Genomic DNA, 12558 nt, shown 5'->3' with positions numbered 1-12558 from the left:
CTTTTTCGAGGGGATTGTCACTGTGTGGGAACTGGTCAAATCCGGTGGCTGGATGATGCTGCCGATCATTCTGAGCTCTGTTGTCGCGCTGGGCATTATTGTCGAGCGTCTTTGGACTTTACGCGCCAGCCGCGTGACGCCGCCCCATCTGCTGGGGCAAGTCTGGGTCTGGATCAAAGACAAGCAGCTGGACAAGGAAAAACTCAAACAACTGCGTGCAGATTCGCCGCTGGGTGAAATCCTTGCGGCGGGCCTGGCCAATTCCCGGCACGGTCGCGAGATCATGAAAGAGTGCATTGAGGAAGCGGCTGCCCGTGTGATTCACGAGCTTGAGCGCTACCTCAATGCGCTGGGCACCATCGCTGCCATGGCGCCGTTGCTGGGCCTGTTAGGGACGGTGCTGGGCATGATCGACATTTTCAGCTCGTTCATGGGGTCGGGCATGACCACCAATGCTGCCATCCTGGCCGGCGGTATCTCCAAGGCGTTGATCACCACGGCAGCGGGCTTGATGGTGGGTATTCCTGCGGTGTTCTTCCACCGTTTCCTGCAGCGCCGGGTCGACGAGCTGGTGGTCGGCATGGAGCAGGAAGCCATCAAACTGGTTGAAGTGGTTCAAGGCGACCGGGAAGTCGACATGGCCGGGAGCAACGCGTGAAATTTCGCCGTAAGCCACGAGAAACGGTGGATATCAACCTCGCTTCGCTGATCGACGTGGTGTTTATCCTGTTGCTGTTTTTTGTCGTGACCACCACCTTTACCCGTGAAACCCAACTGCGGGTAGACCTGCCTGAAGCTGTCAGCGGCTCCCCGAGCGAAGACCAAAACGTTAAACAACTGGATATCGCCATCAGTGCGGACGGCGTGTTTTCGGTGAACAACCAGCTGTTGCCGAAAAATGATCTGGCCAGCCTGATGGACGCCCTGCAAAAAGAATCCGGCGGTGATACGTCATTGCCGTTGTCGATCAGTGCCGATGGCAAAACTCAACATCAGGCCGTGGTTACGGCCATGGATGCGGCGGGCAAGCTAGGGTTCAGCCATTTGCGCATGACCACTGTCGAGGCGCAGTCGAATCCCTGATGGCCATCTCTGATCGTTTGTTGCAGGCATGGTATGCCGGGCACCCCTTGTTGGCATTACTCAGACCGCTCGAATGCCTCTATCGGCGCGTAGTGGACGGTAAGCGCGCACGTTTTGTCGCGGGGCAGGGTGGCATTTACCGTGCTCCCGTGCCTATTGTGGTCGTGGGCAATATCACCGTGGGTGGCACGGGCAAGACGCCTATGATCCTGTGGCTGATCGAGCATTGCCAACGCAAGGGGCTGCGGGTCGGCGTGGTCAGCCGGGGGTATGGGGCCAAACCGGGGCAGTTCCCTTGGCGCGTCACGGCGGATCAACCTGCCGCGCAGGCAGGGGATGAGCCCTTGTTGATCGTGCAGCGTACGGGCGTGCCTCTGATGATCGACCCTGATCGCAGCCGTGCGGTGAAAACGCTGCTGGCCACCGAGCCGCTGGACGTGATTCTGTCGGACGACGGTTTGCAGCATTACCGGTTGGCTCGCGACCTGGAACTGGTCTTGATCGATAACGCACGGGGGCTGGGTAACGGCCGCTGCCTGCCTGCCGGTCCGCTGCGTGAGCCAGCTGAACGCCTGAGCAGTGTGGATGCGGTGCTGTATAACGGCGCCCTGACGGATCCGCAGCCCGGCTTTGCCTTTCAGTTGCAGCCGACAGCGCTGATCAACGTGCGCACGGGCGAGCGTCAGCCACTGGATTATTTTCCTTGCGGACAGGCATTGCATGCGGTGGCCGGTATCGGTAATCCGCAGCGTTTTTTCAACACCCTCGAAACGCTACACTGGCGGCCAATTGGCCACGCGTTTGCCGACCACGCGCCCTACAGTGCCGAGATCCTGAAGTTCAAGCCGGATCTGCCGCTGGTCATGACGGAAAAGGATGCGGTGAAATGCCGCGACTTTGCCGCGCCGAACTGGTGGTATCTGGCGGTAGACGCTGTACCTTCAGAGACCTTCGCGCGCTGGCTCGATCAACAGTTATTGCGTCTTTTACCTGATCGTTTTTTGCCCTAACTCATCTTTATTCAGGGAAACCTTATGGACACCAAATTGCTCGATATCCTTGCCTGCCCGGTTTGCAAAGGCCCGCTCAAGCTCAGCGCCGACAAAAAGGAGCTGATCAGCAAGGGCGCCGGTCTCGCGTACCCGATCCGCGATGGCATTCCGGTCATGCTTGAAACCGAAGCCCGCACCCTTACCGATGATGAGCGTCTGGATAAATGATTCCGGTTTTTACGGTCGTTATTCCTTCACGCTTTGCCTCGACGCGTTTGCCTGGCAAGCCGTTGCAAATGATTGCGGGCAAACCCATGGTCCAGCATGTCTGGGAGCAGGCGTGCAAAAGCAGTGCCCAGCGTGTCGTGGTCGCAACTGATGACGCGCGCATCGTCGATGCCTGCAAGGCGTTTGGCGCCGAGGTGCTGTTGACCCGGGCCGACCATGAGTCAGGCACCGACCGTCTGGCTGAAGTGGCGACGCAATTGGGTTTGGCCAGTGATGCGATCGTGGTCAACGTACAGGGTGATGAGCCGCTGATCCCGCCGCAAGTGATTGATCAGGTGGCCGTCAACCTCGCGGCCCATGGTGAGGCCAGCATGGCCACCTTGGCGGAGCCGATTGAAGACGTCGCGATGTTGTTCAATCCGAATGTGGTCAAAGTGGTCAGCGATATCAACGGCCTTGCGCTGACGTTTAGCCGTGCCACGTTGCCGTGGGCGCGTGACGATTTTGCCCTGAGCTGCGACCGTTTGCCCGAGGGCGTGCCATACCGCCGTCATATCGGGATCTACGCCTATCGGGCGGGCTTCCTCCATGACTTCGTCAGTTGGGGGCCTTGCTGGCTTGAGAACACCGAGCGTCTTGAACAGCTGCGGGCGTTGTGGCACGGCGTACGGATTCATGTGGCTGATGTGCTGGAGGCGCCGCCTGCGGGTGTCGACACCCCCGAAGACCTGGAGCGCGTTCGGCGTTTGTTGGAGGCGTGATGCGCGTCCTGTTCGTCTGTTTGGGTAACATTTGCCGATCACCGACGGCTGAAGGTGTGCTGCGTCACAAGTTGCAGCAGGCTGGCCTTGAACGGCAGGTTGAAGTGGCGTCGGCCGGGACCGGCGGCTGGCATGCGGGCGAGCCGCCGGACAAGCGTACTCAGCGGGCGGCTCAGCTGCGAGGCTATGACCTGTCGCAGCAACGTGCGCAACAGGTTCGCGTGCAGGATTTCGAGCGCTATGACCTGATTCTGGCGATGGATAACAGTAATTTTCGGGACCTTCAGGCCATGCAGCCTGCCAATGGCAAGGCTGAACTTGATGTGTTCCTGCGTCGATATAAGGGAGTGAAAAGTGAAGTTCCCGACCCTTATTACGACGGCGAACAAGGGTTCGTTGAAGTGCTGGACTTGATAGAAGCAGCGTGTGATGGGCTGATGATCGAATTGAAGGGACGTGTATGAGTTTGCAGTTGCAGGTTGATGCGTCGCTCAAGCCGTTCAACAGTTTCGGTGTCGATGTGCGTGCGCGGCTGTTTGCCGAGGCGCACAACGACGCTGAGGTGCGTGAAGCGTTGCAGTATTGCGCCAAGCGGGAACTGCCGTTACTGGTTATTGGTGGCGGCAGCAATTTGCTGCTGACGCAGGATGTGCAGGCGCTGGTCTTGAGGATGGCCACCCGCGGCATTCGGGTGATTGAGGACAGTGGGCAACAAGTGGTGGTAGAGGCCGAGGCGGGCGAAGTGTGGCATGCCTTTGTCTTGTGGACCCTAGGCCAGGGGTTTGCCGGGCTTGAGAACCTGAGCCTGATCCCCGGCACGGTCGGCGCTGCACCGATGCAGAATATTGGCGCCTACGGGGTTGAGATTAAGGATGTGTTTGCCGGGCTGACGGCGCTGGATCGTCAAACAGGTCAACTGCGTGATTTCACCCTGGACGAATGCAACTTTGGTTACCGTGACAGCGTATTCAAGCAAACCCCGGGGCGTTGGCTGATTCTGCGGGTACGTTTTGCCCTTAGCCGCGCTGCCCGTTTGCATTTGGAATATGGCCCGGTACGCCAGCGGCTGAGCGAGCAAGGCATTGATCAGCCGACGGCCAGTGATGTCAGTCGTGCCATCAGCAGCATCCGCAGCGAAAAACTGCCTGATCCAGCGGTGCTCGGCAATGCCGGGAGCTTCTTCAAAAACCCGGTGGTGTCGCAGGCGCTGGCAGCCGAGCTGAAATTGACCCACCCCAACATCGTGGGCTACCCCCAGGCCGATGGCCAGGTCAAGCTGGCGGCCGGGTGGTTGATCGAAACGGCGGGCTGGAAAGGCTTTCGTGAAGACGATGCAGGCGTCCACCGTTTGCAGTCGCTGGTGCTGGTCAACTATGGCGCGGCAACCGGTGTGCAGTTGTTATCGCTGGCGCAGCGCATTCAGGAAGATATCGCACGACGGTTCAAGGTGCAGCTCGAGATGGAACCCAACCTGTATTGATGCACGCCTTTACGGCGTCATTGGCCGTGCCTGAGGACATTCAATGAAACATAAGCCTGCATGGGCCCTGGCGTCGATCATGGTGGCGCTGTCGGGGTGCACCACTGCACCTCCGCGGGATCAAGGCAACCTGTGCAACATCTATCGGCAATACCCGCGCTGGTATGAAGACTCGCTCACTATGCAGAGTCAATGGGGCACACCGCCCCAAGTGGCGATGGCAATTATGAAGCAGGAGAGCAGCTTTGTAGCGGATGCGCTGCCACCGCGAGCCTACCTGTTGTGGGTCATACCGTGGGGGCGAGTGAGTCCTTCCTACGGCTATGCCCAAGCTCAGCCTCCCGCCTGGAGCGACTTCGAGAGAAGTACCGGTAAAAGTGGGTCGCGGGACAATTTCGCGGACGCTATCCGCTTCATCGGCTGGTATACGGCAGGGACGCAGCAGCAGTTGGGGATTTCCAAGTGGGATGCTTACAACCAGTACTTGGCCTATCACGAAGGTCGAGGGGGCTACAGTCGCGGTACCTACCGTGCCAAACCCTGGCTGATCCAGGTCGCACGCAAGGTTGAGCAGCAGTCCAAAACCTATGGTGCGCAGCTGAGCCAATGCCGGGGCGAGTTGGAGAGCAAGCGCCGATCATTCTGGTTTTTTTAACCATTTACGGACATTAAAAAGCCCCGCCTGATGACTCAGGCGGGGCTTTTTAACAGCTATTGGAATCAGGCGAGAGGTTTAGGCTCGTGTGCTTCTTCCAGGGCTTTAGGGTTTTGCTCGACCAAGTCTTCGACGGAACGCAGGTTTTCGTCGATGGTTGGTGTGGTGTGCTCAGCAACGGCCTCGGTGGCTTGCGCTTGGGCAGCGGCTGCGGCAGCAGCGGCTTCACGCTTGCGGCGACGCACTTCACGTGGGTCGTTCGGGGCGCGGCCATTGCTGGTCAGAGCGCTTGCCACAGGTGCCGCAACGACGGCCACTTCAACCACCTCAGCCTGCACAATCACTTCAACCGGTTCCGGTTGGGCGACCACTTCAGGCTCGGCAGGCTGCGCTGGAGCAGTTGCTTGTTCCGTCATCACAGGCTCGGCAACGGGCTCGCGCAGGGTGCGGGCTTCCTTGGCAGGCTCGGGACGCTTTTCAAACGCAGGCTTCTCAACGATCGGCGTTTCCACTGCTGGCGCTTCTGCAACAGATGCCTGGACAACAGGCTCAACGGCAGCTTCGACAGGTGCTTCGAGGGTTGGAGCAGGTTCGTCAGCAACCTTGAACGCAGGCTGAGCTTCTTGAACCGGTGCCACTTCAACTTCAGGTGCTTTAACCGCTTCGATCGGAGCAATGGCTTCGACAACAGGTGTCTCAACGACTGGCGTTTCGATTGCCGGTGTTGCAACAGCCGGTGCGATAGCCGCTGGCGTTTCAATAATGGCAACAGCCTTGGTTTGCTCTTCAACAACGACAACTGCGGTTTCAGCCGGGGCTGATTCTTGGGTTGCAGCGGTGGCACGTTCAGCTTGCTGGTTGGCTTGGGCTTGCGCCGGGGCGCTGATTACTGTGCTGGCAACGGCTTCGGTCACGGCCAGACCGGCCGCCAGTTCAGCGGTGGTTGCCGGCGCGTTTTCAGCCTTGGCTTCTTCGCTGCCTTCTTCCGAACCTTCAATCACATTGCCGTTGGCATCACGTTGACGTTCGCGACGATTGCTGCGACGACGCTGACCGCGTGAGCGGCGACGTGGGCGATCGCCCTCGGCGTTGTCTTGGGAATCATCTTGTACGTGCTCGGCGCTGCTCAGTGCGGCTTCGTCTTCAACAGCGGGTGCTGCTTGCTCTGGGCGAGGGGCGCGCTCTTCACGCGGCGCACGTTCTTCACGCGGCTTGCGCTCTTCACGGGGCGGGCGGGCCGGGCGTTCTTGCTCAGGCGTTACGGTCGGAGCGGCATCCAGAGGTTCGCGCAATTCACGTACGCGCTCTTCGCGTTCGCCACGCGGCTTACGGTCTTCACGCGGTGCGCGTGGAGCACGCTCTTCACGTGGTGCACGAGGTTGACGCTCTTCACGGGCGACAACGGGTGTTTCTTCGCGGGGTTCGCGGGCTTCACGTGGCTCGCGTGGGGCGCGCTCTTCACGCGGCGCACGTTCTTCACGCGGTTTGCGCTCTTCGTCGCGGCGACCGTTGCGGTTACGGCTTTGCTGGCGGCCGTTGCGACGCTCTTCGTTGCGTTGCGGGCGTTCCGAAGTCGCAGGTTTTTCAACCACGGTCGGTGCCGGTGCAGGCTCTTCCTTGGACGCAAACAGGCTGACCAGCGACTTCACCAGGCCTTTGAACAGGCTAGGCTCAGCAATGGTTGGGGCTGGAGCGGGCGTGGCAGCGGCAGCAGGTGCTTCGGTCGGAACCGGAGCGGAGGTGCGGGCCGGCGCTGTCTTAACGGCAGCTTCCTGACGGACCAGGGTGCGGGTGGCGGCAGCAGGCTGGATTTCTTCCACTTCAGCAGCCGCAGCAGCGATTTCATAGCTGGACTGGTTGGTGTGGGCTTCCGGGCTGTCATCACGCAGGCGCTGCACTTCGAAGTGAGGCGTTTCGAGGTGGTCGTTCGGCAGTATGACAATGCGTGCGCGGGTACGCAGTTCGATCTTAGTGATCGAGTTGCGTTTTTCGTTAAGCAGGAACGCAGCAACCGGGATTGGCACCTGAGCGCGCACTTCGGCAGTGCGATCTTTCAGGGCTTCTTCTTCGATCAGGCGCAGGATGGCCAGCGACAGCGACTCCACGTCGCGGATGATGCCAGTGCCGTTGCAGCGTGGGCATACAATGCCGCTGCTTTCGCCCAGGGACGGACGCAGACGTTGACGGGACATTTCCAGCAGGCCGAAGCGGGAGATACGGCCGACTTGTACGCGGGCGCGGTCTGCTTCGAGGCATTCGCGGACTTTTTCTTCCACGGCGCGCTGGTTTTTGGCTGGGGTCATGTCGATGAAGTCGATGACGATCAGGCCGCCGATGTCGCGCAGGCGCAACTGACGAGCGATTTCTTCAGCCGCTTCAAGGTTGGTTTGCAGGGCGGTTTCTTCGATATCGCTGCCTTTGGTGGCGCGTGCCGAGTTGATGTCGATGGACACCAGGGCTTCGGTCGGGTCGATAACGATGGAGCCGCCGGAAGGCAGTTCAACGACGCGCTGGAACGCGGTCTCGATCTGGCTTTCGATCTGGAAACGATTGAACAGCGGAACGCTGTCTTCGTAGAGTTTGATTTTGCTGGCGTACTGCGGCATGACCTGGCGAATGAATGTCAGGGCTTCGTCCTGGGCTTCAACGCTGTCGATCAGAACCTCACCGATGTCCTGGCGCAGGTAATCGCGGATGGCGCGGATGATGACGTTGCTTTCCTGATAGATCAGGAAAGGCGCTGCACGGTCCAGCGAGGCTTCTTTGATGGCGGTCCACAGTTGCAGCAGGTAGTCGAGGTCCCACTGCATCTCTTCGCTGCTGCGGCCCAGGCCGGCAGTCCGCACGATCAAGCCCATGTCGGCAGGAGCGATCAGACCGTTCAGCGCTTCACGCAGTTCGTTGCGCTCTTCGCCTTCGATACGGCGCGAGATGCCGCCAGCACGCGGGTTGTTTGGCATCAGAACCAGATAACGACCGGCCAGGCTGATGAATGTGGTCAGGGCAGCGCCCTTGTTGCCACGCTCTTCTTTTTCGACCTGAACGATAACTTCCTGGCCTTCGCTAAGGACGTCCTTGATATTGACGCGGCCTTCAGGGGCTTTTTTGAAGTATTCGCGGGAGATTTCTTTGAGGGGCAGAAAGCCGTGGCGCTCAGAGCCAAAATCGACAAAGGCAGCCTCAAGGCTGGGTTCGATGCGAGTAATACGGCCTTTATAAATGTTGGCTTTCTTCTGCTCGCGTGCACCTGACTCGATGTCCAGGTCGTAGAGGCGTTGGCCATCTACCAGTGCTACGCGCAACTCTTCAGGTTGAGTTGCGTTAATCAGCATTCTTTTCATGTTGTACCGTCGGTTTCCGGGCTGCCGGAAACGGCGTTCGGCACACACGACTTCTCATGGTCGGTGTCAGGTGCGTCAGGAGTAGTTGGCCACTCCAGTGTCCAGCGATGTTCAGCCCGAGGGCCGAAGTCGCGACTAACGCGTCCTGCTTGCTGTGGTGCTAATGCACCGCTTAAGCAAAAGTCTGGTCAGGAGGAGGAATCAACCGGCGGCTGTGGACGAGATGAAGCGTCTTGATAAAGCCTATTGCTACACAGTCCGGCGGTTGTGCATCTCCACCCTACACGTATCCCTGATAATTCGGGTGCTGCCGCGCGCAGAATCCGCAGCGGGTTGGCATTTACCGTGAACTCCAAAAGGGGAGGCCACGCATCATGGCTAATAAAGGCGAAGTTTCCGAAACATTCGCTCGAAATTCCCGAGGCTGACTGCACTTTGTGAACTGGCCGTGAATATCGGCGTAAAAGGCGAGTTTGCACTCTGCTTTCCAGGCTCGCTTCAGGCCTCATGTCACCTGCGCTTGTTACAACTCCAGGCATTCCGTTGCAGCAAAAGTCCCGTAGGACGGCCTCGCGTCCTCGTGAAGAGCGTTGGTCAGGGCCGGTGGTTCACCGTTAATCCGCTGTCCAGGCCGCTTTTGGCGGCGTTCGCGACTATAGCAGCAATGATTAAGTGCTTCAATTCCATAAAAAATTGTTATCATCCGCGCCATGACGACGACTACCCCCCCGACCCCCAGCGTCCAGCTGCTTGAGGTCTCGCCGGAATATGCCGGCCAACGCATCGATAATTTTCTTCTTGCTCGCCTCAAAGGTGTCCCCAAGACCTTGATTTACCGCATTTTGCGTAAAGGCGAAGTGCGCGTTAACAAGGGGCGGATCAAGCCTGAGTACAAACTTCAGGCGGGCGATATCGTGCGCGTGCCTCCTGTTCGAGTCCCTGAGCGCGATGAGCCTGTGCCGCTGGCTCAGGGTCTTTTGCAGCGACTTGAGGCGGCGATTGTCTATGAAGACAAGGCCTTGATTGTGCTGAACAAGCCTGCGGGTATTGCGGTGCATGGTGGCAGTGGTCTTAATTTCGGCGTTATTGAAGCCTTTCGTCAGTTGCGCCCTGACGTCAAAGAGTTGGAGTTGGTGCACCGTCTCGACCGAGATACCTCTGGTCTGCTGATGATTGCCAAAAAACGCAGCATGTTGCGTCACTTGCACGAGGCGTTGCGCGGCGATGGTATCGACAAGCGCTATATGGCGCTGGTGCGCGGCAATTGGGCGTCTTCCATCAAGCAGGTGCGCGCGCCGCTGATGAAAAGCAACTTGCGTTCCGGTGAGCGCATGGTTGAAGTGAATGAAGAGGGGAAAGAATCGGTCACGGTGTTCAAGGTGCTGCGTCGGTTTGGCGATTTCGCCACGCTGATTGAGGCCAAGCCCATTACCGGTCGTACCCATCAGATCCGCGTGCACACCTTGCATGCCGGGCATTGCATTGCGGGCGATACCAAGTACGGCGAGGAAGGTTTCTCCAAGGAGATTCGCGATCTGGGTGGCAAGCGCTTGTTCTTGCACGCTTACATGCTGACGGTGCCGATGCCGGATGGGGGTGAAATGAAGTTTCAGGCGCCTGTCGACGAAATGTGGGCCAAAACCGTGGAGCGGCTGAGTGTCGTCTGAGTACAAACTGCTGATTTTTGATTGGGATGGCACGCTGGCGGATTCCATCGGCCGTATCGTGACTTCGATGCGGGAGGCCGCCCTGCGTGCAGGGCGTGCCGAGCGTGATGACGATGCAATCAAGGGCATTATCGGGCTGGGGCTGCCGGAGGCGATCCTGACGCTTTATCCCGACATGGCGCCCGATCAGGTTATTGCCTTTCGTCAGCATTATGCGGATACCTATATCGCCCTGGATGCTGAACCTTCCCCTTTGTTTGCTGGTGTGGCCGAGTCGCTTGAGGCTTTTCGTGCGCAGGGCTATCGTCTGGCTGTGGCAACAGGAAAGGCGCGGCGCGGATTGGATCGCGTGCTCAAGGCTCATGGCTGGGAGCGGTTTTTCGATGTGACTCGCGCGGCAGATGAGACGGCCAGCAAGCCGGATCCCTTGATGCTTAATCAAATTCTTGCGCAATGCGACATGCAGCCAGGGCAGGCGCTGATGGTGGGTGATGCCTCCTTTGATCTGCTAATGGCGCGTCATGCCGGTATTGATTCGGTTGCTGTGAGTTATGGGGCTCAGTCCATTGAGCGTTTGCGCGACTTTGGCCCGATGCTGGAGATCGATCATTTTCCCGAGTTGCGTGGCTGGTTGGAGACGCGCACTCATTCACGTCTTTGCTGAGGTAATGCATGGTTGATCAATGGAAGGCGCCTGCCGAGGCTGAGCCCGCTGCTGGCGATGACAAGAGCTGGAAGCTGCTGGAAAAAACCTTGCTGGCCGGCATTCAGGAGCAGCGTCGTGCGCGTCGCTGGGGAATTTTCTTCAAGCTGCTCTCATTCTTGTTGTTGGTAGCTGTCCTTCTGACCTTTACGCCGTTGATGGATATGGAGCGCAACGCCGCTTCAGGTGCGCATTACAGTGCGCTGATCGATGTGCGTGGTGTCATTGCGGATAAAGAGCAGGCCAGTGCCGACAATCTGGTGACCAGTCTGCAAGCGGCATTTGATGATCCGAAAGTTAAAGGTGTGGTGCTGCGCATCAATAGCCCGGGCGGCAGTCCTGTGCAATCGGGTTATGTGTACGACGAAATACGCCGTCTGCGCGGGTTGCACCCGGATACCAAGGTGTATGCGGTGATCTCCGATCTCGGGGCTTCAGGGGCTTATTACATTGCGAGCGCGGCCGATGAGATCTATGCCGACAAGGCCAGTCTGGTTGGTTCGATTGGCGTGACAGCGGCCGGTTTCGGATTTGTCGGTGCGATGGAAAAGCTGGGTATTCAGCGTCGCGCTTACACCTCGGGCGAGCACAAGGCGTTTCTGGATCCGTTCGAGCCTGAAAAGCCGGATGAAACCAAGTTCTGGCAGGGTGTGCTGAATGTTACCCATGAGCAGTTCATTGCAAGCGTCAAGCAGGGGCGTGGCGATCGTCTGAAGGATAAGGAGCATCCCGAGCTGTTTTCGGGGTTGGTCTGGACGGGTCAGCAGGCGCTGCCCTTAGGGTTGATTGATGGATTGGGCAATGCCAGTTCGGTTGCGCGGGACGTGATCGGCGAGAAAGAGCTGGTTGACTTCACGGTGCAAGAGTCGGCGTTCGATCGATTCTCTAAAAAGCTGGGTGCCAGCGTGGCGGAACATATAGCCCTGTGGATGGGGTTTCAGGGGCCGACCCTTCGTTGAGGGGGGGTTGCTAAAAAGCCGACCTGAGAAGGTCGGCTTTTTTGTGTCTGAGGCCGGTGTCAGGGGATGCTGATGCCTTCATTAATAAGCATGTTTACCAGGCTGATCAGTGGTAAGCCGACCAGGCTGGTGGCGTCGTCGCCCTCAGTGCGCTGAAACAGACTCACCCCAAGTCCTTCGGCTTTGAAGCTGCCCGCGCAATCATAGGGCTGCTCGGCGCGCAGGTAGCGTTCGATCTGCTGTGTGCTGAGCGAGCGCATGTGCACGGTGAACGGTACGCAGTCGGTCTGGTAGTTGCCGGTCTGGCTATTGAGTAGCGTAAGGCCGGTCAGGAAGCTGACGCTGGCGCCGCTGGCGTTCAACAGTTGCTGGCGTGCGTTGTCAAAGGTGTGAGGCTTGCCAATGATCTTTCCGTTAAGGACGGCCACTTGGTCGGAGCCGATGATAAGGTGCTCGGGATGGCTGCTGGCGAGGGCCTGCGCCTTTTGCAGGGACAGGCGTCGGACCAGTTCGGTTGCGCTCTCTTCGGGGCGGTGGGCTTCGTCTATGTCGGGTGAGCTGCACGTGAAAGGAAGGCGCAGGCGGTCGAGCAATTGGCGACGATAAACCGAGCTTGAGGCAAGTAATAAAGGCAGCATGCGCGTCTCCTGAAGATGAGCGGCGATTCTAGCGGGCGCACGGGATGTCGC

13 protein-coding genes are annotated in these 12558 nt (G+C 58.8%); 11 read left to right on the top strand and 2 right to left on the bottom strand.

Annotation, left to right across the window (positions count from 1 at the left end; all coding sequences use genetic code 11):
* Window positions 1-22 precede the first annotated feature (22 nt).
* Genes HBN68_RS17530 through HBN68_RS17495 form a run of 8 tightly spaced genes read left to right on the top strand, consistent with a single transcriptional unit; the run spans window position 23 to window position 5199 of the window.
* Window positions 23-658, top strand: coding sequence for a MotA/TolQ/ExbB proton channel family protein (locus HBN68_RS17530; RefSeq protein WP_169965501.1), 636 nt, complete (start codon window positions 23-25; stop codon window positions 656-658).
* Entirely contained in the window at window positions 655-1083 is a 429-nt protein-coding gene (locus tag HBN68_RS17525) for a biopolymer transporter ExbD (protein ID WP_169965499.1), read from the top strand. The genes HBN68_RS17530 and HBN68_RS17525 overlap by 4 nt, the downstream gene beginning before the upstream one ends.
* Complete coding sequence (gene lpxK / locus HBN68_RS17520; RefSeq protein WP_169965497.1) at window positions 1083-2093, top strand: tetraacyldisaccharide 4'-kinase; 1011 nt, start codon at window positions 1083-1085, stop codon at window positions 2091-2093. Before HBN68_RS17525 ends, lpxK begins: the two co-directional genes overlap by 1 nt.
* Window positions 2094-2117: 24 nt before the next feature.
* Complete coding sequence (locus tag HBN68_RS17515) at window positions 2118-2303, top strand: Trm112 family protein (protein WP_094994676.1); 186 nt, start codon at window positions 2118-2120, stop codon at window positions 2301-2303.
* A complete protein-coding gene (gene kdsB, locus HBN68_RS17510) occupies window positions 2300-3064 on the top strand; it encodes a 3-deoxy-manno-octulosonate cytidylyltransferase (RefSeq protein ID WP_094994677.1) in 765 nt (254 codons plus the stop codon). The genes HBN68_RS17515 and kdsB overlap by 4 nt, the downstream gene beginning before the upstream one ends.
* Complete coding sequence (locus HBN68_RS17505; protein ID WP_169965495.1) at window positions 3064-3528, top strand: low molecular weight protein-tyrosine-phosphatase; 465 nt, start codon at window positions 3064-3066, stop codon at window positions 3526-3528. The genes kdsB and HBN68_RS17505 overlap by 1 nt, the downstream gene beginning before the upstream one ends.
* The gene (gene murB, locus HBN68_RS17500) at window positions 3525-4544 is read left to right on the top strand and encodes a UDP-N-acetylmuramate dehydrogenase (RefSeq protein ID WP_094994679.1); all 1020 of its coding nucleotides are present in this window, start codon (window positions 3525-3527) and stop codon (window positions 4542-4544) included. The genes HBN68_RS17505 and murB overlap by 4 nt, the downstream gene beginning before the upstream one ends.
* Before the next feature lie 43 nt (window positions 4545-4587).
* Window positions 4588-5199 (top strand): hypothetical protein, encoded by a 612-nt coding sequence (locus HBN68_RS17495; protein ID WP_169965493.1) that lies wholly within the window; start codon window positions 4588-4590, stop codon window positions 5197-5199.
* A gap of 65 nt (window positions 5200-5264) precedes the next feature.
* Here the strand turns inward: HBN68_RS17495 and rne are convergent, their stop codons facing one another.
* Window positions 5265-8531, bottom strand: a complete 3267-nt coding sequence (rne, locus tag HBN68_RS17490; protein WP_169965491.1) for a ribonuclease E — start codon at window positions 8529-8531, stop codon at window positions 5265-5267.
* 719 nt (window positions 8532-9250) lie between these two features.
* Here rne and rluC point away from each other — a divergent pair.
* From rluC to sppA, 3 genes are read left to right on the top strand one after another with little or no spacing between them, the layout of a single operon-like run.
* Window positions 9251-10207 (top strand): 23S rRNA pseudouridine(955/2504/2580) synthase RluC, encoded by a 957-nt coding sequence (gene rluC, locus HBN68_RS17485; protein ID WP_094994681.1) that lies wholly within the window; start codon window positions 9251-9253, stop codon window positions 10205-10207.
* Window positions 10197-10871: an HAD-IA family hydrolase gene (locus tag HBN68_RS17480; protein ID WP_094994682.1), complete on the top strand. Its 675-nt coding sequence runs from the start codon at window positions 10197-10199 to the stop codon at window positions 10869-10871. The genes rluC and HBN68_RS17480 overlap by 11 nt, the downstream gene beginning before the upstream one ends.
* Window positions 10872-10879: 8 nt before the next feature.
* Window positions 10880-11869: a signal peptide peptidase SppA gene (gene sppA, locus HBN68_RS17475; RefSeq protein ID WP_169965489.1), complete on the top strand. Its 990-nt coding sequence runs from the start codon at window positions 10880-10882 to the stop codon at window positions 11867-11869.
* Window positions 11870-11928: 59 nt separating this feature from the next.
* Here the strand turns inward: sppA and HBN68_RS17470 are convergent, their stop codons facing one another.
* Complete coding sequence (locus HBN68_RS17470; protein WP_169965488.1) at window positions 11929-12507, bottom strand: nucleoside triphosphate pyrophosphatase; 579 nt, start codon at window positions 12505-12507, stop codon at window positions 11929-11931.
* Window positions 12508-12558 lie beyond the last annotated feature (51 nt).

This window comes from Pseudomonas sp. WS 5078, assembly GCF_012985745.1.
GTDB classification, from domain to species: Bacteria; Pseudomonadota; Gammaproteobacteria; order Pseudomonadales; family Pseudomonadaceae; genus Aquipseudomonas; species Aquipseudomonas lundensis_A.
Note: the sequence above shows the minus strand (reverse complement) of the source record. Positions and strands in the feature narration are given on the sequence as shown.